The sequence below is a fragment of the Halobellus inordinatus genome (genome assembly GCF_024464655.1).
GTDB classification, from domain to species: Archaea; Halobacteriota; Halobacteria; order Halobacteriales; family Haloferacaceae; genus Haloquadratum; species Haloquadratum inordinatus.
Genome location: NZ_JANHAV010000008.1, coordinates 58,654 through 77,685, shown reverse-complemented (window position 1 = coordinate 77,685; position 19,032 = coordinate 58,654). Strand labels below are relative to the sequence as shown.

Sequence of the window (19,032 nt, the reverse complement as noted above, 5' to 3'; positions counted from 1 at the left end):
GCGGGGTGCCGATACGCTTCACATAGTTCTGCCCGACAGTACGAGACTGACAGACGCGACTGCTTCGATAGATTCCGAGACTCGGAGCGACGACGACTCCACGGACTCGTGTCCGACAGTCTGCGGGCTCACAGCAGTGAGGTTCCGTCTCACGGGCTGTAGACCCGATACGATGGCTTTAAACGACGCCGTCGGGAATTGATCCCTATGGTAAGTGTCTACGACGTTCCGGCCGACGCCCTCATCGAGGACGTCGCCGACCGCCTCTCGGATCGAATCGAGGAGCCTGACTGGATCGAGTACGCCAAGACCGGCCAGACCCGCGAGCTCCCGCCGCAGCAGGACGACTTCTGGCACGTCCGCGCCGCGTCGCTCCTCCGCAAGGTCGCCAAAGAGGGTCCGATCGGCGTCGACCGCCTCGCGACGGAGTACGGCGGCCGCAAGCGCGGCTCGAACCGCTACCGCGTCTCCGGCAACAGCTCTGGCAACGGCAGCAAGAAGATCATCCGGAAAATCCTCCAGCAGCTCGAAGACGAGGACCTCGTCGAGACCGCGAAGGGCCAGGGCCGCCGCATCACCAGCGAGGGTCAGAGCTTCCTCGACAACGCCGCCTCCGACGTGCTCGAAGAGCTCGACCGCCCGGAACTCGAACGCTACGCGTAATTTCGCCCACGACTGTCGAGGCCGAACGACGTAACCGTTTTTAGCGCCGCGACGGAATCGTAAGGCGATGAGTGGAAACCCCGACGACGACCGACTGGAGGAACTGCGCGAAAAGAAGATGCAGGAGCTCCGCGACCAGGCTGAGGGTCAGCAGGGCGGGCAGGCCAACGAGGCCGCACAGGACGCCGCGCGCGAACGGGCCGAGGCCCAGCAGGAGGCGATGCTGAAGCAGTATCTCACCGACGGGGCGCGACAGCGTCTGAACGCCGTCGAGATGTCGAAACCCGACTTCGCCGAGTCGGTGAAGAAACAGATCGTCGCGCTCGCACAGAGCGGCCGCATTCAGGACCGCATCGACGAGGATCAGATGCGAGACCTGCTCCGGGAACTCCAGCCCGAATCGAAGAGCTTCGACATCCGCCGGCGGTAGCGGACTCGTGGACCTCGCGCTCCTCTACAGCGGCGGGAAAGACTCCACGCTCGCCGCGCTGTTTCTCGATTCCTTTTACGACGTGACGCTCGTCACCGGCTGTTTCGGCGCTACCGACGACTGGGAACACGCCGAAGCCGCCGCCGACCGGCTCGGCTATCCCTTCGAGGTCGTCGACCTGGATCGGTCGGTCGCCGAGGAAGCGACGGCGCAGATGCTCGAGGACGGCTACCCGCGGAACGGTATCCAGCGGGTGCACGAGCACGCTCTCGAACGGGTCGCCGAACTCGACGTCGACGCCGTCGCCGACGGGACGCGTCGCGACGACCGCGTTCCGACGATCTCGCGCGCGCAGGCGCAGAGCCTCGAAGACCGACACGGGGTCGACTACCTCTCGCCGCTCTCCGGACTGGGACGGCGCGCTATCGACCGCGTGGTCGAGGAGACGCTGGCCGTCGAGACGGGGCCGTCAGAAACGATCCCGAAGGGCGATTACGAAGCCGAACTTCGGGCGCTGATCGCCGCCGAGCACGGCCACTCGGCCGTCGACTCGGTCTTCCCCGACCACACTCAGTCGTACGTCCGCGGACTCCGTGAGGACGGGTAGCCCGGGACGCTCCCGGCCGGAATCCGAACACATTTCTCCCGATGACGGCCACGTCGAGACGTGTTCTCGCTCTCTCCCGGCATCGGCTACTCCCTGGCTGCTGCCCTCGTCTGGGGGACGTACATCTTCGCCCTCAAGCAGTACTTCGGGGAGTACCCCGGCACGGTCCTGACGGTCGGTATCAACGCCGCGGCCGTCGCGTGGTATCTCCCGCTCACGGTTCGCCGCACCGACCCCGCTACTGTGCCCTCGATCGCGTCGTTCAATTTGCACGAGGGCGCGATCGTCCTCGGGACGATTCTCGCGACCGCGGCGGCCTTTCTGATCTTCCTGCGGGCGCTCGATGCGGGTGAGGTCTCCTACGTCGCACCGATTAGCAAGATCGTCCCCGTGTTCGTCCTGCCGATCGAGGTGGTCTTCCTCCAGCAGCGACTCACGCCGCTACAGGTCACGGGCGTCGTCGTCGCGACGCTCGCGGTGTACGTGGCGAACTACCGCACCGGCTCGCTCTTGGACCCGATTCGGAAAGCGGCCTCCTCGCGGGCGGCCCAGTTCGGTCTCCTGAGTGCGGCCTGTTTCGCTCTCAGCGACGTCGGCAAGCGGGTGGCGCTTCAGGAACTCGCCCTGCCGCTGGAACTGTGGGTCCCGACGGTGCTCGGCGGCGTCCTCGTGGCTGTGCTCCCGCTTGCGGTCCGCGAGTGGGTCCCGATCCGCGATGCGCTGCCGAAGTTCCTGCTCGCGGGTGGCGGCGTCGCGCTCGGCGAGCACATCACGTCGCTTGCGCTTTCGACCGTGCCGGCGTCGATCGCGTCGCCGATCATCAACACGCAGGCGGTCGTCGCGGTGCTTCTCGGCGGTGTTCTCCTCCGGGAGGACGCCTTCCGCACTCGACTCGTCGCGGCCGCGCTCGCCGTGGTCGGCGTCGGCCTCATCGCGGCCTGACGTGACGGCTTGGAGCGGCGGCACCTCCCTACGCGCCTTCAACAGTTTCAAGCGCGACACCGCCGAAACCCGCGGTATGTACGACCGACTCAAGGGCTTTCGGGACTTCTACCCCGAGAAGATGGCCGCCCGGCGGCAGGTCGTCGACACGCTCGAGGACGCCGCCGCCCGGTACGGCTTCCGCGAGATCTCGACGCCAGCGCTCGAACGCACGCAGATGTACGTCGACAAGAGCGGCGAGGAGATCGTCGAGGAACTGTACGCCTTCGAGGACAAAGGCGGCCGCGGGGTGTCGCTGACGCCGGAGCTGACGCCGACGGTCGCGCGGATGGTCGTCGCCAAGCAACAGGAACTCTCGAAGCCGATCAAGTGGTACTCGACGCGGCCGTTCTGGCGCTTCGAGCAGGTCCAGCAGGGGCGGTTCAGAGAGTTCTACCAGACGAACGTCGACATCTTCGGCTCTTCGGCCCCCGAAGCCGACGCGGAGGTGCTGGCGTTCGCCGCCGACGCGCTCACCGATCTCGGCCTGACCGGCGAGGACTTCGAGTTCCGCGTCTCCCACCGCGACATCCTCGGCGGCCTCCTCGAGACGTTCGACGCCGACGTCGACACCCGCGCTGCGATCCGCGCGGTCGACAAGCGCGCGAAAGTCGAGGAGACCGAATACCTCGGGCTGCTCTCGGACGCCGGCCTCTCCTACGAACAGGCCGAGGAGTTCGACGACCTGGTCGCGACGGGCGACCTCGACGAGATCGCGGCGTTCGGCGGCGACGACGTCGAAGCCGCCGTCGAGAACCTCCGGAACGTCCTCGCGGCCGCCGAGGACTTCGGCGCGCGGGAGTTCTGCGAGGTGTCGCTGACGACGGCCCGCGGTCTCGATTACTACACGGGCGTCGTCTTCGAATGCTTCGACTCGACGGGCGAGATTTCCCGATCCGTCTTCGGCGGCGGTCGCTACGACGACCTCATCGAGAGCTTCGGCGGCCAGCCCACCCCGGCGGTCGGCGTCGCCCCCGGACTCGCCCCGCTCTCGCTGCTCTGTCAGCGCGCCGGCGTCTGGCCCGACGAGGCGCTCGCGACCGACTACTACGTCCTGACCGTCGGCGACACCCGCGAGGTGGCTTCGCGGATCGCCCGCGACCTCCGCGCGGCGGGCAACGTCGTCGAAGTCGACGTCTCCGATCGGAGTTTCGGCGCGCAGATGGGCTACGCCGACGGAATCAACGCCGAGACGGTCGTTATCGTCGGCGAACAGGACCTCGCGAACGGCGAGGTGACGGTGAAAGATATGGGCTCCGGCGAGCAGACGACCGCTCCAGTCGACTCTTTCCCCGGCGACCGCGCGTCGCCGACCTACGACGACCTCGTCTGATACCTACTTCGCGTTTCCTCTCGACTACGCGATCCGCTCACGCGGTGGAATTTTATCTCTCCTGGCGCGTCTATGTGGTATGTACGACACGATCCTCGTCCCCGTCGACGGGAGTGCCCCGAGCGACGCGGCGGCCGACCGTGCGATTGAGATGGCACGGGACACCGAGGCGACGCTCTCTGTCCTCTCGGTCGTCGACGTCCCGCGCCTCTCGGCTGCCGGACTCGACACCGAGGCGTTGCTCGACGGATACGAAGCGGAGGCCGAACGCCACGTCGAAGCCGTCGCCGATCGTGCTCGCGAGGCCGACGTCGACGTCGCGACTGTCGTTCGCCGCGATTCACCGTACCAGGCGATCCTCGATCAGATCGACGCCGTCGACGCGGACCTCGTCGTGATGGGCAGCCACGGCCGTCACGGCCTCCAACGCTACCTCCTCGGGAGTACGACCGAGCGCGTGCTCAGACTCGCGACGATCCCCGTCTTAGTGCTTCGCGGCGACGACAGCAGCTATCACGCCCCCGACGCCGCCCACCGCGATGCCGCCGGTCACGACGTCGAAACTCCCGCGGACGATGCCGACGCGGCGAACGAGTTCGACACTGCGGATGAGTGAGCGCGCAGAGCGCGTGCGTGCTTTCCGAGTCGCCTACGACGGTCGTCCGTTCCACGGTTTCCAGCGACAGCCCTCGGTTCCGACGGTCGAGGACGCCATCTTCGACGCGCTCGACGCTCTGGACGTATTCGATCGAGCCGCGCAGGACAAGCCGACGAACTACGCGGCGGCCGGCCGCACGGACGCCGGTGTCTCGGCGCTGGCGCAGACCGTCGCGTTCGAGTGTCCCGCGTGGTGTACGCCGCGAGCGCTGAATAGCGCGCTACCGGCAGGCGTCCGAGCGTGGGCGGCCGCGGACGCATCCGCGGACTTTCACGCGACGCACGACGCCGCCCGCCGCGAGTACGTCTACGACCTCTACGCCCCCGACCTCGACGACGAACGCGCGACGGCTGCTGCGGCGGAACTCGACGGCGAGCACGACTTCCACAATCTCACGCTCGACGATCGGGGGACCGTCCGCGACGTCTCTATCCACGTCGAACGCGACGGCGAGTTCCTGGTGCTTCGCGTCGACGCCGGCGGCTTCCCGCGCGAACTCGTCCGCCGACTGGCGTCGGTCGTCCGGAGCGTCGCCGCAGGGACTCGGAGTCTCGACGACGTGCGACGACTCCTCGGCCCCGACCCACTCGACGGTCCCGAGGGAGTTCCGTCGGCACCCCCCGAACCGCTGCTGCTCGCGGCCGTCGACTACCCCGCGCTCGACTTCGAACGCGACCCGCAGGCCGCGGCGAGTGCAGCCGACGTGTTCGCGGCGCGCCGACGTGACGGTCTCGATCGCGCCCGCGTCGCCGGTCGCATCGCCGACAGCATCGACGGTAGCCGCGACGACAGCGTCGCCGGCCGCACCGCCGAGGGCACCGACGGTGGCCGCGACGACCCGAGATAGCTCTGCCACTCTTGCCGTCTCGATAGCGCTCGGGAGTCGAAATGAGCACTCATAGCAAGCGTTTGAAGACTCCGGTTCGGACGGTACGTATGGCGTACGACGCGATCCTCTTCGACAACGACGGCGTGCTGACCCGTCCGACCCCGACAGCCGTGCACCGGGCAGCAGTCCGAGCGGCGTTCGCCGAGTTCGACGTCGAACCCACGACGGAGGCCGTCGACGCTGTCATCCACGGCGGCCTCTCGCGCATCCGAGCGGTGTGTTCGCTCTTCGACCTCGATCACGAGACGTTCTGGCCGCGGCACGAAGCCAACGCCGCGGCAGCCCAGCGAGCGGCTATCGAGCGCGGCGAGAAGACGCTGTACGCGGACGTCGACGCCCTCTACGACGTCGACCGGACGCTCGGCGTCGTCAGCAACAACCAACACGAAACGATCGAGACCATCGTCGACCACTGGGAGCTCCACGAACTGTTCACGCTCGCGACGGGACGTGAGCCGTCTGTCGAAGGGTTCCGCCGCCGGAAGCCCTCGGCGCACTATCTCGAATCGGCGATCGAGGAGATCGGCGGCGAGAGCGTCCTATACGTCGGCGACAGCAACGTCGACATCGTGGCCGCGAACCGCGCGGGCGTCGATTCGGCGTTCGTCCGCCGCCCGCACCGCACGGAGTACGAACTCGTCGCCGACCCCACCTACGAAGTCGAATCACTCGATGCTATCGCCGCCCTCTGTTGATACTGTCGGACAGAACTCTCCCCTCTCTCCGATACGCCGACGGCTCCGATCTGCGCTGGGTGACCCGTCGTGTCGAAGTGGCTGGCCGAAAATTCCCAGGTATAATATGTTAGTCCCTAAATATTATTTTGATTCAACACAAATCTCCGATCGATGCCGAATTGCGAGAACTGCGGCTCGTTCGTCACCGCGGAGTACGTCCGGGTATTCGCGCCGAACGGAATGGAGCACCCACGCGTCTGTCCGAACTGCGAAGACAAAGTCCGCGACGGGGCCGACGTCCGCGAAGCGCGGGCGACGAGACACTGAGAGGACCGTGGGGGCGACGCCGCGATCTCGGCACCGGATTTCACGCGGCTTTTATCGCTCGACGGCCTTTCGACGCTATGAGCCAACTCGAAGACTTCCTCGCCGGTGAGCGCCACGAGGACGTCGCGCTGTTTCTCACCGACGAGTACCTCGACAGCCAGGGCAAGCTTCCGAAGATGGGCGAGACGGTCGATTCGGGCTACGTGCTCGTCGTCCCCGGCGACGACGGCCGGCGCGCGTTCGCCGCCGGCACCGGAATGGACGCGATGGAGTTCGCCCGCGGCGCGATGGACCAGCGCGGGCACATCTCTCGGACGGTCGACGGCGGCGAGTGTCCGGCGGCCGACGGCGACGATGAGGACCACGCGGTCGAGTTCATCTTCGCCTTCTCGGAGGCGCAAAACGAGGAAGTGGGCGGCCTCTACGCCCACGGCGACGTCATCCACGCCTACGCGCACTGCGCGTGCGGCGAGAGCTACTCCGATAAGTGGGTCGTCGGCGAGGAGACCGAGACGGGCGTCCAGCCCGGCGGCGCCGAGCCGGTCGAAGACGTCGAATAGCGCGCGCTCGGACCGTCGGTTCCGAAACCCCGATTTTTCCGCAGTTCCGTACTCGCAACTCCGTGAATTGCGGCCCCGTAATCGCGATTCCGCAAACCGCGCCTCGGTTACTCGCTTTCGTCGGTTTCGTCCTCGTCGGCGTCGCTCCCGTCGTCCGCCGTGTCTTCCTCACTCTCCGCTGCGACCTCGTCGGCGACGCGCTCGAACGCGCGGAGGATGACGCGCTTCGTGGTCGCTCCCTGCGTCGTCCAGTGGTGCGCGTAATCGAGCATATCGTCGTAGATGTCGGGCTTGCAGCCGGCGGCGCGCGGGTGTCCTCCGCCGTTCACTTTCCCGGCGACTTCGTGCGCCAACTCGAAGCCCTCCGAACCGCGGATGCTCGCGCTGCCGGCGGGCTTGACGATCACGGCGGCGTCGGAGCCCTGCTCGCGGAGCGCCTCGGCGACCTCGTTCTGCGAGCAGCGGCCGTAGGTGACGCCGACCGTCCAGGGGCCGATCTGTTTCATCTCGGCTCTGGAGACGGCGGCCTCGATCAGTTCCTGCTTCTCGACGCGGCGCAGTTCGATGTACTGCTCGACGACCTCGGGGAGGTCGACGCCAAACGTCCCGACGACGGTGACGTACTCCTCGGGGCTGACCCAGTAGGCGTAGTCCGCGAGGTCGTCGCTGCGGGGATCCTCCTTCTGCCAGAGGTCGTGATCGCGCGTGACCGCCGCGAGTTCGACCCACTGCTCGTCGAAGTCGTAGTCGAGCGAACGAAGCGTCACGTCGGTCGAACACTCCTCGTCGGACTCGCCGACGACGAGGTCGACGCCCGCCTCGCGGACCGCAGCCATCGTCTCGTCGTCCCACTGGTGGTGGTCGTACCACGCGACCGACGCCGCGAGGTCGCTCGCGGCGGCGAGTTCGTCTTCGATCCACGCGTACTCGTCGGGGCAGAGGTCACAGACGTAGAGATCGATTCCATCGGGCGCGTACTCGGCGACGTTTTCGAGCGCCTCGTCCAGCGAGTACGGCCCCGCGCCGACCAGGGCGACGGTCGAGCGCGGCGGTTCGTCCGCTTCGTCGTCGGCCTCCGCTTCGTCCTCCTCTGCGGCCGGTACGTCGCGTTCCCAGCGCTCGACGCGCGCTGCGACGTCGGATTCGAACGTCGCCCACTCCAGCGTCGCGTCGTACATCTCGCGCAGCAGGGCGACACAGCCCAGTCCGTCGGCGTCGGTGTCCGCGATCACGACGGCTTCGGCCCCGTCGACGGCCTCGGCGACGCGTTCTTCGGTCCGGTCTTCGTCCAGCGAGTCGGGGTAGAAAAAGCCGGTTCCGGGGAGCTGGGACTTCCGCGGGAGCGAGAGGCTCGCGCTGTCGATGAGTTCGTCGTCCATAGCCCACACCAGGGGTGCCCGGGTGAAAACCGGCGTGGTTCCGGGGACAGGGGCCTGGATGCGGTTCTCCGCCCCCGTGTTCGCGCTCGTTAGGCCATCTCCAGTGTGCCCGTCAGCCCATCTTCGGCGTGCTAGTCAGCCCATCTCCGGCGTGCCCGTCAACTCGTCTTCTCCTTCGTCGGCGGCGAGTTGGCGGACGGTGAGGACGGGAATCGGGCACGTCCGAACGACGCGCTCTGCGACCGAGCCGATGAGGAAGCGATTCTCGCCGTGTCGGCCTCGCGTCCCCAGCGCGACGACGTCGGCGTCGACGTTCCGGGCGTACTCGTCGATCACCGACGGTGGGTGGCCCTCCTCGATCGCGGTGACGACGTCGCGGTCGGTCGACTCTCTGACCTCGTCGATCGCTTCCTCGCCCCGCTCGACGAGCGCGTCCTGCATCTCGTCGCGAAGACGCTCCGGAGAGGACGCCACGTCGCCCTCGTCGACGACGTACAGGCAGTGTACCTCGGCGTCGAAGCGGTCGGCGAGGTCTAGCGCCACGTCGACGGCCCGTCTGACGCTCTCGGAGCCGTCGGTGGCGATGACGATCGTCTCGAACATAGCCGACGGTTCACGTTCGCTCGGGATAAATCCCGACGGCTCGGCGGTTCGGTGGGGGACTCACGTCCGCCGCGGCGGTTCGCACTCCGCCGACCGTCGAAGTGAGGATTTTTGCCGTCGGACGCCGCAGGTGCGGGTATGACCGAACGCCGGCCGCTGTCTGTCGACCTCGTACTCGTCCCGGTGGATGCAAGCGACGAGTCGACCGAGGCGGTAGCGCACGCCGCCGCCATCGCCGCCGAGTACGACGCGACGGTCCACGTCGTCCATATGCTCGGTGAGGACGTCGTCCAGGCGATCGAAGACGGCATCGTCGACGAAACGGAGGTCGCCGCCGACGGCCAGGCGATAACCGAGACGGCCGAACGGATCGCCGAGGACCACGGCGTCTCCTTGTCGACGTCCGTCGCCTACGGCTTCTCGACGAAGATGAAACTCCGCCATCCGGGCAGCGTCGTTCTCGACACCGCCGAAGAACTCGACGCCGACTTCCTCGTGGTGCCGCGCGAACCGCTCTCGGGCGCCCCCGGCGAAGTACTCGCGAAGGCCGCCGAGTACGTCCTGTTGTACGCCAGCCAGCCTGTTCTGTCGGTCTGAATCGGGTCGTTATCCGCCCTCGTCGCTCCCATCGGAGAGGCGAATCCCCATCTCCATCTCGAAGCTCTCGGAGTCACTGACCTCGAAGCCGATCTTCTTGTAGAGGCCGACAGCGGCCTTGTTCCACCGCTCGACGGTGAGCCACACCTTTTCGACGCCGGACTCCGCGCCGTACCCGAGCAGTCCTTTCATCAGGTGCGTGCCGATCCCGGCCTCCTGATACGCCTGGAGGACGAAGATCGCGAGTTCGTAGGCGTCGCCGTCGGGGACGAGCGTCGCGTGGCCCGCGGCCGTCTGGCCGTCCCACGCGACGACGTTCAGACACTCTGCACAGAGGATGTTGTCGAGCCACTCGCGGATGCGCCGCTCCTCGCTCGGGGGAATCCCCTGGGCGCGGTCGGCGGGGTCGAACGCATCGTACATCGACGCCAGCGCCTCGTACTCCTCGTCGCTGCCGTCGTGCGCGCGAATATCTATCTCGCGCCCGTCCCGATCCTCGAACGTGATCGGCGGGCTCTCGAAGGGGCCTGCGATCTCGTCTGGATAGCGGCGATTTCGGCTCATCGGACGAGCGTGACGCTGACGTGGGAGTTCAACAGGACGAACTCCGCGGTGCTTCCCAGTTGGATCTTCCCCATCGGGCTCGTCGTTCCCCCACCGAGGACGATGCGGTCGTACCCTTCGGACTCGGCGACGTCGACGAGTTTGCTCCCCGGATCGCCGGCGACGTAGCGGATCTCGGCGTCCACGCCGTTCTCTTCGAGTGTCTCCGTCACGGCCGATTCGATCTCCTCGACAGAGCGCTCTGTGCCCCCCTCGTCGATGATCGCGACAGTCAGTTCGTCGCCCGCCTCGACCGCGCGCTCGACCGTCCGCGCCAGCGCCTGCAGAGAGTCATCGGCGCCGCCGATGCCCAAGAGAATTCTCATACGCCCGGATGTCGTCGCCGGAGTAGAAAAATCGTCGGGTGTACCCTACGCCCCCGACGGCGATTCGACGTCCACCTCTGAGGTCACGTCGTGGACGGCTAACTTCTCGTCGAAGGTGAGCGTGATCGCGTCCCCCTCGTAGGCGTAGGTGACGGCGACGCGCCAGGGATTCTCGGAATGGACGACGTACTGCGGGACCTCTAGCGGCACGTTCAGCGGATTGTGCGCTCGGATATCGAGGCCGTGGTCGTAGCAGAACGAGACGACGGCCGGGTGGAGATAGCCGGGATACTCGATCGTCGTGTTGATGAACCAGCGACAGACCTGACACGTGAACGTGATCGCCGGGTCCTCTCCCTGTGCGTCCTCGGGGACGGCCGCCGTGGGTCGGTAATCGATGGTCGACCGCACATCGCCGCCACAGTAGGGACAGAACCCCTGCGTCATCGCGAAGTTGTCCATCCAGAACCGCTGTCGATACGCGTCTTCGAGCGATTCCGGATCGGTCGGATCGAACGCGCTCGGCTGGACCGGATTGACGCCGATGAGCTCGTCGCAGGTCTCACACATCCCGTACAGCCGCTGCTCCTCGTAGTAGATCGACAGCGGATTCCCGCATTTGTGATGGACGAGGTCGATCTCGAATGGACCGAGGGTCGGACCCTGTTCGAACACGCCCGATCGGACGAACTGGTAGATTCGCAACCCCCGGAGCGTGAGTTGGTACCCGTCGTCGGTTCGTTCGACGTACCCTTGCTCGCGGAGTTTGTTGAGGTGATACGTCATCTGTCCGCTGTCGGTCAGCCCCACCTCGTCCATCAATTCCGAGAAGCGGCAGGTTCCGTACCGTCCGTCTTCGACGGCCGCACCGAGACACTCTACGACCCGGAGACGCGTCTCGTTGGCGATAGCCTTGAGCGCCCCGTCCTCGATCTCGATATGGTTGGCCGTCTGTCGTGTCACGATCCATTGTTTCCTATCAGCGTTGAAAACAGTTCTGCCAACCCGATTCCCGTCACGCGGTGAGCAGGCGCTTAGATGTTTCGATCGTCGATAATCGGAGTCGGATCGTAGTAAACAGCGGTGCACCAAACCGCCCGGTGCAGAGGCACCAACACCGGACGGCACCTCGCCGAGTTTCCACCCCGGCACTCTATTGGACTTTATTGTGATTGAAAAAGGCGCGGTGAAATTTCATTCACCTATTATCTGAAATGATCTTTTGCTTTGTTTCGATCCGGACACATCATCCGGTTTTCGCCGACAGAACGCTTTTTTGCGTCGGGGCGACACGCGGCAGTATGGAAGACGACGACGCCGAGGCGTCGAGGGCCGACGCGCCGCGGACCGACGTCGACGCGTCGGCCTCGCGGTCGGACCAATCGAGCGAGAGCGACGACGCCAGCGTCCAGTCCGGGGCCGATGCCGAACCGGACGCCGACGTCGATTCGGCGGATACGGACGACACGAGCGCCGACAGCGACGCAGGCGGCTCCGAATCGGGATCCGATGCCGCATCCGCGGGGGCGGTTGGCGACGAGACCGAGACGCCGGCCGACGTCCGCAAGTACGCACGGTTCAAGAAAGTCGACGGCGCGCAGTACGACCGCGTCAACGACTTCCTCCGGGATCGGACCTACATCACCGCACGCGAGTGGGCGATCGCCCGACTGTGTGCGGACTTTCGGACCGAGACGGGCGTCGAGATGACCAAGATCGGCGAGAACCTCCCGGAGCTCGTTCCATTTATGACGGACACGTACACGCCGCAGGCGGTCAATCAGGCCCGCTCGTCGTTCGAAGACAAGATCCGGAAGTCGGGGGCGACGTTCCTCTACGGCGCGATGTCGGGCTTCTTCACCGCCGAGGAACTCGACGAGCTGATGTACGAGGTGACCGAAATCGCGAAGTTCCTGCTCGAAGTCGAGGGCGTCGACCTCTCCGTCGAGGAGGAACTGGAGGCCGAAGAGCGCATTTCGAGCGTGATGCGCGAGGTTCGAGAGGCGAGCGCTGATCTTCGCACAGAGGAACTGACCGAAGACGAGGACGCCTCAGACGATGACGCGTGACCGCTGTCGCTCAGAGCGTCACGGTCTCCCCGACTGCCGGCGCTGACGCCCGGTGTCCCCGCTCTGTGAGTTCGTCGGCGAAGGTCTCACATCGGTCCCCGTGGTTCACGAGGATCGGTACGTCCCGGTACGATCCGAGCAGGTCTAACAGCCCATCGCGGTCGGCGTGTGCGGAGAAATCGTATCGCTCGACCTGCGCGCTGATCGGCATCACTCGCCCGTCGATCTCGGCACGGCCGGTTTCTAGCAGTTCGCGTCCGGGCGTCCCCTCGACCTGATAGCCGGTCAGTGCGATTTTGTTCGTCGGGTTCGACCGAATCGCCGGCACGTACGTCATCGCCGGTCCGCCGGAGAGCATCCCGCTCGTCGTCACGATCACCGTATTCTGCTCTGCGATGCGGTTCCGTTGTCCGTCGCGGCCGTCGACGAAGCGGGCGTTCGACTTCGCGCGGCGGAGCGCCGCGGCGTCCCGGACGAACTCGGGGTGAGACCGGAGCGTTTCGGTCACTCGCTTTCCCATCCCGTCGACGTAACAGTCGACGTCGTTGGCCGCACAGATCAGCAGCATCTCCTGGGTCCTGCCGATGGCGAACGCGGGCACGACGACCGTCCCGCCCTCCCAGACGGTCGTTCGGATACTCTCGACGAAGCGCCGTTCGATCTCGCCCCGTGGTTCGTGTTCGACGTCCGAATACGTGCTCTCACAGATGACGGCGTCGGCGTCCGGGCGTGCCGTCGACCCCGAGACCAGCCGCTGGTCGGCGGTGTGAAAGTCGCCGGTGTAGAGCAGGCGCGTGTCGCCGTCGTCGACGAGGACGTGCGCGCTCCCGGGGATGTGGCCCGCGTTGTAGAACGTCACCTCGTGGCCCGCCGCCTCGAAGGACTCCCGGTAGCCGTGAGCCTCTGAGACCTGCGTGACGCGTCGGACCTCCTCCTCGGTGAACGGACAGTCGTAGGTCCCGCCGTGTAGCCTGAGCGTGTCGCGAGCGAGCGTCAGCCCCAGTTCGCGCGTCGGCGGCGTCCAGTGGATCGGCGGGCGACGATCGCCCGCGAGGAGTGCGGGAACCGCCCCGACGTGATCGAGGTGGCCGTGAGAGACGACGACTGCCTCCGGATCGGGCGCTTCGACCGGAAACCGGGGCGGGTTCCCGGTGAGCATCCCGTAATCGAGCAGCAGCGCGTCGTTCACGAGCACGGCGCTTCGGCCGACCTCGCGAGCGCCGCCGAGGAAGCGAACGTCCATTGACCCGATGTATCCGCCCGGGGCGTTTGGCCTCGTCGCTTTCGAGTCGCACTCTCGACGGTCCACGCGCCTTCCCTCGCCTCGCTCTCACGTCGGGGTGTCGCTGGCTCGCGGCGCACCCGCCGGTCGACGGTAGCGGGGCGTCGTCACGTACTGTGACAGAGATTCTCACTCAATTATACACCTCTTATCCAACTGCACACAATAAACCCATTATAGAATATTATCATTATAGATCATAATATTTATTTCCCACCACCAGCCACGACAAATCGAGCACTGAACGATGAAACACGTACCCAGTTCCGGAATCTCTCACTCCAATCCGGAGCACGCCCGTTTGGACCGCCACAGACGACCGAACTCGCCGACACGACCGCCGAATCCACCGACATGACACGCTCGAACGAGTACGAGACGACGACCGACGAAACGACCCGACAGCCAACCACGAACGCCCCCCGAACCGACGCCGAGCGCGATGCGCCGTTGGTCCCAGACCTCCGCGGGATCCAGGCCGGCCAGTCGACGACGACCGAGACGACGACCCGCACGGCCCAGTCGACGCCTCGATACCCCCGCATCGAAGACGAACGCGACGCGCCGCTGGTCCCCGACCTCCGCGGGATCCAGGCCGGCCAGTCGACGACGCTGCGCTCTGAGACTCGCGAGACGACCGACCGAACCGACTCACGCTTTCGATCTGACTCGATGACACGACATACCGACACTGCGACCGATACCGACACGACTCGCACGACGACCGACAGCCGCTCGACGACGCAGGAGGGTCGCTGAGATGCCGCTCGACATTCCGTCTGATCCCTATATCCGCGACGACCTCGACAATCCCGCGGCCCGCGAGTTCCGCGAGATGCTCGACGAGCAGACGTTCACCTTCGCGCCGGGCATCTATCACGCTCTCGACGCCCGTCTCGCCGAGATGGCCGGCCTCGACGCCGCCTATATGTCGGGGTACTCCACCGTTCTCGGCCAGTTCGGCTTCCCGGATCTGGAGATGGTGACGATGTCCGAGATGGTCGAGAACGCGAAGCGGATCGTCGAGTCGACCACGCTCCCCGTCATCGCCGACTGTGACACGGGCTACGGCGGCGTCCACAACGTCCGCCGGGCCGTTCGCGAGTACGAGAAGGCCGGCGTCGCCGCCATCCACATCGAGGACCAGACGTCGCCGAAGCGCTGCGGTCACATCGCGGGCAAGCAGATCGAGGACCGCGAGACTGCCCGCTCCCGCTTCGAGGCCGCCGTCGACGCGAAGCAGTGCGACGACACCGTCATCATCGCCCGAACCGACGCCTACGGCTCGGCCAACGGCGACTGGGAGGAACACCTCGAACGCGGGCGCATCTACGCCGACGCCGGCGTCGACCTGGTCTGGCCGGAGATGCCGGACCCGAGCCGCGAGGACGCGGTCAACTACGCGGAGACGATCCACGAGACGCACCCCGATCTCGACCTCGCGTTCAACTACTCCTCGTCGTTCGCGTGGTCCGAAGAGGAGGACCCGCTGACGTTCCAGGAACTCGGCGAGCTGGGTTACAAGTACATCTTCATCACGCTCTTCGGCCTGCACTCGGGCGCCCACAGCGTCTACGAGGACTTCGAGCGACTGGCCGAAGGCGACGAGAAGGCCCAGATGGAACTCGAAGACCGGTACCTCGGACACGAGACCGAGTCCCACCACGAACTCTCGTTCGTCTCCCGGTTCCAGGACATCGAGACGGAGTTCGACCCCGAGGCCCAGCGCCGAATGGAGTCGAGCGCCGGGTTCACCGAGGAAGAGTCCGAGCCGCTCCAGTCTGACGACTGATCCTGTCGGACAGACGTGAACGACGTCGGCACCTCGGAGTGCCGGCGTTTCTCACGTCGTTCGACGGCCCGAACGGACCGATCCACGGGTCTGTCGGCCTACATAATAATTCGATAGCAACCACCACAGATATTTACCCACCACTACGAGCCACAATTATGGAACGAAGACACGACAGGCAGTTCGTGCGGACGTTCTTCACCTCGCCGACGGCAGTCGAGGGCGAAGACAACAGCGCGAAGATGCTCGAAGGAGCCGCAACGCTTCGCGGACTCCAGGCACCGGACGTCTGGGTCCCCGACAACGAAGACGCCACCGCGCCCTCGATGCGCGATGAAGGTGCCGAGAACATCGTCGAGGTGGTCTCCGAGCACGGGGCCGACTTCCCCGGCGAGATCCACCCGCGCGTCGTGTGGCACCGCGACAGCCCTGCTACCCGGTATCAGGGGCTTCAGCAGATGCTCACGATCACCGACCCCGAGGGCGGCGCCGCAGAACACATCGACGGCTTCGTGATCCCCGAAGTCGGCGACATCGACGACTGGAAGAAGGCCGACGAGGCCATCACCTGGGTCGAGACCGAGAACGGACTCGACGAGGGGAGCCTCACGATGTCCGTCATCGTCGAGAGCGGGGCGGCAGAACTGGCGATGGGCGACCTCCGCGAGGAGATGGGCAAGCCTTCGAACAACCTCGAACGCCTGTTCCTCCTCGTCGACGGCGAGGTCGACTACACCAAGGATATGCGCGCGATGACGCCGACGGGCGAACTCCCGGCCTGGCCCGAACTCCGGCACAACACCTCCCGCGGGGCGAGTGCCGCCGGCTGTATCGCCGTCGACGGCCCCTACGACGACATCCGCGACGTCGAGGGGTACCGCGAACGGATGACCGAAAACCGGGCGAAGGGGATGAACGGCATCTGGTCGCTCACGCCCGGACAGGTCGAGGAGGCCAACACGGCCCCGCTTCCACCGAAGACCGGTAGCTGGCTGCTCGATCTGGGAGGCCGCGAAGTCGAACTCGAAGACGCCGGAGACGCGCAGGTCTACGACGGCGACCGCCTCTCGCTCGTCGAGACGCCCGACGGCTACCACCTCACGGTTGGCAGCGAGGAACTCGAACTCGACGAGGACGAACTGCGCGAGGAACTGCTCGACCGCACCGCCTACATCCCGAGTCTGGACGACGTCGTCGACTCGATGGAGGAGTTCGAGGCGGCGAAGGAAGCCGGCAAGGGTGCCATCGCGATGACCCGCGCGGCCACGCTCCGCCTCGACGGCGTCGAGATCGACATCGAAGCCGACCGGATGTGGGACGAAGCGACCTACCAGGCCGCGATGACGCCCATCGCGCTGTTCCAGGACGTCTACGAACACCGTCCGGACCAACACGAGGAACTGATCGAACGGTACAGCGAGGACGTCGTCGACCGGGCCACGGCCGTCGGGAACTGACTTCCCTCGGCACGACGCTCAGAATCGCAGCAGAAGTCAGTGATCTGCGCCCGCGCGAGCCGCACACCGCCGTGGCGCACACGTCGGTGTGTCGACGCCGCGACGGGCCCACGCTACGTTTTTTCACGCCGTCGCGACGGACTCACTCTTCTGTTGGGACGGCTCGAACCTCGAACTCCCGGTAGCCGCCGTAGGCGGTTTCGAGCGCGCCGAGCCACCAGTTCCAGCGGTCTGCGACGCTGGACTCCTCGGGCGCGTCCTCCAGGTTCCGGACGATCTCCTCGACGGTGAGCGGTTCTCCGCGGTCGGCGGCGACGATGCCGGCGTCGGCGAGGTCGCGCGCCTGTCTGGCTACGACGCGGAATTCGGACTCGCTGCCCTCGAAGGCCGATTCGAGGGCTGCCACTAGCTCTTCGGCGTCGAATCCCGCCGTTTCGAGCAGCCCGTCGCCGCCGGTGTCACTGTGCTCGGTCATACCTCTCTGTTCGGTCCCGAAGGAAAAGAAAGCGCCGGCGTCGGACCAGTTGGACGCACGCGAGCCGGGTGTGTTCGACCGATCGCGGACGCCTCGTCCGTGGCGCCCACGCCGGTACTCATAGGGATTATCGTCACTGTTCGGAGATTCTCGCCGACCGTCCGGCGAGAAATATATGAGGACTTACGATAATCCCCATCACTCCTCTCGGGGCTACTCCCACCACTCGCTGCGGCGCTCCTCGTACGTGGCGTCCCGGAACGGTTCGGGCTTGTCGCTGTCGTCCTCCGCGCCGAGGCCGTAGGCCAGCCAGTAGCCGACGTGCCACGCGACGGCGTCGGTGTCGAGGTCGACCAGCGAGATCCGGAGCTTCGAGTAGGTCTCGACGGCGTCGTCACCGTCGGGATCCCAGCCGACAGTTCCGCCGCAGGAAGCCGCATCAGATCTGCACGGGGAGGCCTCGACGGACTGAACGACGATATCTGCGTCGTCGGCGTCGTCGACCATCGTGAACGAGAGGTTCGACGGCATCCCCGGTGCCCCGCGCTCGTAGTACCCGAGGGCGTGGTGGACCTGCTGGCGCGCCGCTGCCGGACCAGTCGCGTTCGCGGTGTCGACGTAGACCGTGAAGTCGCCGTCGTCCCAGGGGAACGCCCGGTCTTCCGCGTCCGGCAGCGGCTCGGTGTAGAGGACGGAGCTACTCGCCATCACGTCTTTCGGCGCATCGGTGTGTCGGAGCCCCAGCGTGTGGCCGAGTTCGTGCTTGACGACGAGCACCGTCGAGTCGTCCGAGAAGCCCGTGCGGACCGAGACGGTCTCCGGGCGGTCGATCTGCCGGCGATTCTCGATCAGCGGCGCACAGCCCGCGGCGTCGTCTGCGCCGTCACAGTCCGGCACCGTATCGACGAACTGAACGACGAGGTCGGGATCGTCGGCGTTCGGGCGGACCTCGTAGTCGACGGGAAAGCCCGTGAAGCGCTCGCCCCGCCGCTCCCAGTAGGCGGCGGCTTCCCGGACGAGCGGCGTCCACTCCCGACCGGTGTTCGCCGGATCTTCGACGGCGACGACGATCGGTTTCCGGCCCCACGGATTCCTCGCTTCCGGGGCCGCCGTCGCGGTCGTGGTCGCGCCGCCCCCCGTCACCGTCGACTCGGGCATCGGCGACGACGCCGTCGCCGGAGCGTCGCTATCGGCCGTCGGCACCGGCGTCGACGGTCGTTGCTCGGAGAACTCGACGACCGGACCGACACACCCGGCGAGGGCGAGAACGAGCGCCAGCGAGAGGACCGCGAGCCTGGCGGACCGAGTCGGCATAGCCGCAGAG

Annotated in this window: 23 protein-coding genes; 15 read left to right on the top strand and 8 right to left on the bottom strand. The window is 66.3% G+C overall.

Features of this window, described 5'->3' with window-relative positions; genetic code table 11:
* The first annotated feature begins 207 nt into the window (after positions 1–207).
* From NO347_RS14070 to NO347_RS14025, 10 genes are all read left to right on the top strand, one after another.
* Positions 208–663, top strand: coding sequence for a 30S ribosomal protein S19e (locus NO347_RS14070; protein WP_256290259.1), 456 nt, complete (start codon positions 208–210; stop codon positions 661–663).
* A gap of 67 nt (positions 664–730) precedes the next feature.
* Complete coding sequence (locus NO347_RS14065; protein WP_121569132.1) at positions 731–1,093, top strand: DNA-binding protein; 363 nt, start codon at positions 731–733, stop codon at positions 1,091–1,093.
* Positions 1,094–1,100: 7 nt separating this feature from the next.
* Entirely contained in the window at positions 1,101–1,700 is a 600-nt protein-coding gene (locus tag NO347_RS14060; protein WP_256290258.1) for a DUF7411 family protein, read from the top strand.
* Positions 1,701–1,760: 60 nt separating this feature from the next.
* Entirely contained in the window at positions 1,761–2,642 is an 882-nt protein-coding gene (locus tag NO347_RS14055) for an EamA family transporter (protein ID WP_256290257.1), read from the top strand.
* Positions 2,643–2,718: 76 nt separating this feature from the next.
* Positions 2,719–4,014 (top strand): histidine--tRNA ligase, encoded by a 1,296-nt coding sequence (hisS, locus tag NO347_RS14050; RefSeq protein ID WP_256290256.1) that lies wholly within the window; start codon positions 2,719–2,721, stop codon positions 4,012–4,014.
* Between the two features lie 79 nt (positions 4,015–4,093).
* Entirely contained in the window at positions 4,094–4,630 is a 537-nt protein-coding gene (locus NO347_RS14045; RefSeq protein ID WP_256290255.1) for a universal stress protein, read from the top strand.
* A gap of 13 nt (positions 4,631–4,643) precedes the next feature.
* Entirely contained in the window at positions 4,644–5,519 is an 876-nt protein-coding gene (truA, locus tag NO347_RS14040) for a tRNA pseudouridine(38-40) synthase TruA (protein WP_256290323.1), read from the top strand.
* 89 nt (positions 5,520–5,608) lie between these two features.
* Positions 5,609–6,256, top strand: a complete 648-nt coding sequence (locus tag NO347_RS14035; protein ID WP_256290254.1) for an HAD family hydrolase — start codon at positions 5,609–5,611, stop codon at positions 6,254–6,256.
* 153 nt (positions 6,257–6,409) lie between these two features.
* Positions 6,410–6,565, top strand: coding sequence for a DUF7563 family protein (locus tag NO347_RS14030; RefSeq protein WP_199723024.1), 156 nt, complete (start codon positions 6,410–6,412; stop codon positions 6,563–6,565).
* Positions 6,566–6,642: 77 nt separating this feature from the next.
* Positions 6,643–7,125 (top strand): DUF5807 family protein, encoded by a 483-nt coding sequence (locus NO347_RS14025; protein WP_256290253.1) that lies wholly within the window; start codon positions 6,643–6,645, stop codon positions 7,123–7,125.
* Between the two features lie 107 nt (positions 7,126–7,232).
* Here NO347_RS14025 and NO347_RS14020 read toward each other — a convergent pair whose 3' ends face one another.
* Positions 7,233–8,504 (bottom strand): DHH family phosphoesterase, encoded by a 1,272-nt coding sequence (locus NO347_RS14020; RefSeq protein WP_256290252.1) that lies wholly within the window; start codon positions 8,502–8,504, stop codon positions 7,233–7,235.
* Between the two features lie 135 nt (positions 8,505–8,639).
* Positions 8,640–9,107: a universal stress protein gene (locus NO347_RS14015; RefSeq protein ID WP_121569124.1), complete on the bottom strand. Its 468-nt coding sequence runs from the start codon at positions 9,105–9,107 to the stop codon at positions 8,640–8,642.
* 138 nt (positions 9,108–9,245) lie between these two features.
* On the opposite strand from NO347_RS14015, the gene NO347_RS14010 reads away from it, so the two are divergent.
* Positions 9,246–9,704 carry a universal stress protein gene (locus NO347_RS14010; protein ID WP_256290251.1) on the top strand — a complete coding sequence of 153 codons (459 nt, stop codon included), beginning with the start codon at positions 9,246–9,248 and terminating at the stop codon, positions 9,702–9,704.
* 9 nt (positions 9,705–9,713) lie between these two features.
* On the opposite strand, the gene NO347_RS14005 is transcribed toward NO347_RS14010, so the two are convergent.
* The 3 genes from NO347_RS14005 to NO347_RS13995 are packed head-to-tail and all read right to left on the bottom strand — an operon-like array spanning position 9,714 to position 11,596.
* Entirely contained in the window at positions 9,714–10,268 is a 555-nt protein-coding gene (locus NO347_RS14005) for a GNAT family N-acetyltransferase (RefSeq protein ID WP_256290250.1), read from the bottom strand.
* Positions 10,265–10,633, bottom strand: a complete 369-nt coding sequence (locus NO347_RS14000) for a universal stress protein (RefSeq protein WP_256290249.1) — start codon at positions 10,631–10,633, stop codon at positions 10,265–10,267. The genes NO347_RS14005 and NO347_RS14000 overlap by 4 nt, the downstream gene beginning before the upstream one ends.
* 45 nt (positions 10,634–10,678) lie before the next feature.
* On the bottom strand, positions 10,679–11,596 hold the full coding sequence (locus NO347_RS13995; protein WP_256290248.1) for a winged helix-turn-helix domain-containing protein: 918 nt from the start codon (positions 11,594–11,596) through the stop codon (positions 10,679–10,681).
* Positions 11,597–11,934: 338 nt separating this feature from the next.
* On the opposite strand from NO347_RS13995, the gene NO347_RS13990 reads away from it, so the two are divergent.
* Positions 11,935–12,702 (top strand): DUF5806 family protein, encoded by a 768-nt coding sequence (locus tag NO347_RS13990; RefSeq protein ID WP_256290247.1) that lies wholly within the window; start codon positions 11,935–11,937, stop codon positions 12,700–12,702.
* Between the two features lie 10 nt (positions 12,703–12,712).
* Here NO347_RS13990 and NO347_RS13985 read toward each other — a convergent pair whose 3' ends face one another.
* A complete protein-coding gene (locus NO347_RS13985) occupies positions 12,713–13,945 on the bottom strand; it encodes an MBL fold metallo-hydrolase (protein WP_256290246.1) in 1,233 nt (410 codons plus the stop codon).
* Between the two features lie 393 nt (positions 13,946–14,338).
* On the opposite strand from NO347_RS13985, the gene NO347_RS13980 reads away from it, so the two are divergent.
* The 3 genes from NO347_RS13980 (at position 14,339) to aceB (ending at position 17,233) form a co-directional block, all read left to right on the top strand.
* Positions 14,339–14,743, top strand: coding sequence for a hypothetical protein (locus NO347_RS13980; RefSeq protein ID WP_256290244.1), 405 nt, complete (start codon positions 14,339–14,341; stop codon positions 14,741–14,743).
* Position 14,744: 1 nt separating this feature from the next.
* Positions 14,745–15,776 carry an isocitrate lyase gene (aceA, locus tag NO347_RS13975; protein ID WP_256290243.1) on the top strand — a complete coding sequence of 344 codons (1,032 nt, stop codon included), beginning with the start codon at positions 14,745–14,747 and terminating at the stop codon, positions 15,774–15,776.
* 158 nt (positions 15,777–15,934) lie between these two features.
* On the top strand, positions 15,935–17,233 hold the full coding sequence (gene aceB / locus NO347_RS13970; RefSeq protein WP_305148889.1) for a malate synthase AceB: 1,299 nt from the start codon (positions 15,935–15,937) through the stop codon (positions 17,231–17,233).
* Between the two features lie 142 nt (positions 17,234–17,375).
* On the opposite strand, the gene NO347_RS13965 is transcribed toward aceB, so the two are convergent.
* Both NO347_RS13965 and NO347_RS13960 read right to left on the bottom strand, forming a co-directional pair.
* A complete protein-coding gene (locus NO347_RS13965; protein ID WP_121569114.1) occupies positions 17,376–17,708 on the bottom strand; it encodes a WNWW family protein in 333 nt (110 codons plus the stop codon).
* 213 nt (positions 17,709–17,921) lie between these two features.
* Positions 17,922–19,022 carry a matrixin family metalloprotease gene (locus tag NO347_RS13960; protein WP_256290242.1) on the bottom strand — a complete coding sequence of 367 codons (1,101 nt, stop codon included), beginning with the start codon at positions 19,020–19,022 and terminating at the stop codon, positions 17,922–17,924.
* Positions 19,023–19,032: the final 10 nt, after the last annotated feature.

Coding starts and splice junctions, on each gene's coding strand:
- NO347_RS14000 (WP_256290249.1), bottom strand. CDS start 10,633: ATGAGAATTCTCTTGGGCATCGGCGGCGCCGATGACTCTCTGCAGGCG.
- NO347_RS13990 (WP_256290247.1), top strand. CDS start 11,935: ATGGAAGACGACGACGCCGAGGCGTCGAGGGCCGACGCGCCGCGGACC.
- NO347_RS14070 (WP_256290259.1), top strand. CDS start 208: ATGGTAAGTGTCTACGACGTTCCGGCCGACGCCCTCATCGAGGACGTC.
- aceA (WP_256290243.1), top strand. CDS start 14,745: ATGCCGCTCGACATTCCGTCTGATCCCTATATCCGCGACGACCTCGAC.
- NO347_RS13985 (WP_256290246.1), bottom strand. CDS start 13,945: ATGGACGTTCGCTTCCTCGGCGGCGCTCGCGAGGTCGGCCGAAGCGCC.
- NO347_RS14010 (WP_256290251.1), top strand. CDS start 9,246: ATGACCGAACGCCGGCCGCTGTCTGTCGACCTCGTACTCGTCCCGGTG.
- hisS (WP_256290256.1), top strand. CDS start 2,719: ATGTACGACCGACTCAAGGGCTTTCGGGACTTCTACCCCGAGAAGATG.
- aceB (WP_305148889.1), top strand. CDS start 15,935: ATGGAACGAAGACACGACAGGCAGTTCGTGCGGACGTTCTTCACCTCG.
- NO347_RS13980 (WP_256290244.1), top strand. CDS start 14,339: ATGACACGCTCGAACGAGTACGAGACGACGACCGACGAAACGACCCGA.
- NO347_RS14035 (WP_256290254.1), top strand. CDS start 5,609: ATGGCGTACGACGCGATCCTCTTCGACAACGACGGCGTGCTGACCCGT.
- NO347_RS14045 (WP_256290255.1), top strand. CDS start 4,094: ATGTACGACACGATCCTCGTCCCCGTCGACGGGAGTGCCCCGAGCGAC.
- NO347_RS13960 (WP_256290242.1), bottom strand. CDS start 19,022: ATGCCGACTCGGTCCGCCAGGCTCGCGGTCCTCTCGCTGGCGCTCGTT.
- NO347_RS14030 (WP_199723024.1), top strand. CDS start 6,410: ATGCCGAATTGCGAGAACTGCGGCTCGTTCGTCACCGCGGAGTACGTC.
- NO347_RS14065 (WP_121569132.1), top strand. CDS start 731: ATGAGTGGAAACCCCGACGACGACCGACTGGAGGAACTGCGCGAAAAG.
- NO347_RS14015 (WP_121569124.1), bottom strand. CDS start 9,107: ATGTTCGAGACGATCGTCATCGCCACCGACGGCTCCGAGAGCGTCAGA.
- NO347_RS14025 (WP_256290253.1), top strand. CDS start 6,643: ATGAGCCAACTCGAAGACTTCCTCGCCGGTGAGCGCCACGAGGACGTC.
- NO347_RS14020 (WP_256290252.1), bottom strand. CDS start 8,504: ATGGACGACGAACTCATCGACAGCGCGAGCCTCTCGCTCCCGCGGAAG.
- NO347_RS13965 (WP_121569114.1), bottom strand. CDS start 17,708: ATGACCGAGCACAGTGACACCGGCGGCGACGGGCTGCTCGAAACGGCG.
- NO347_RS14005 (WP_256290250.1), bottom strand. CDS start 10,268: ATGAGCCGAAATCGCCGCTATCCAGACGAGATCGCAGGCCCCTTCGAG.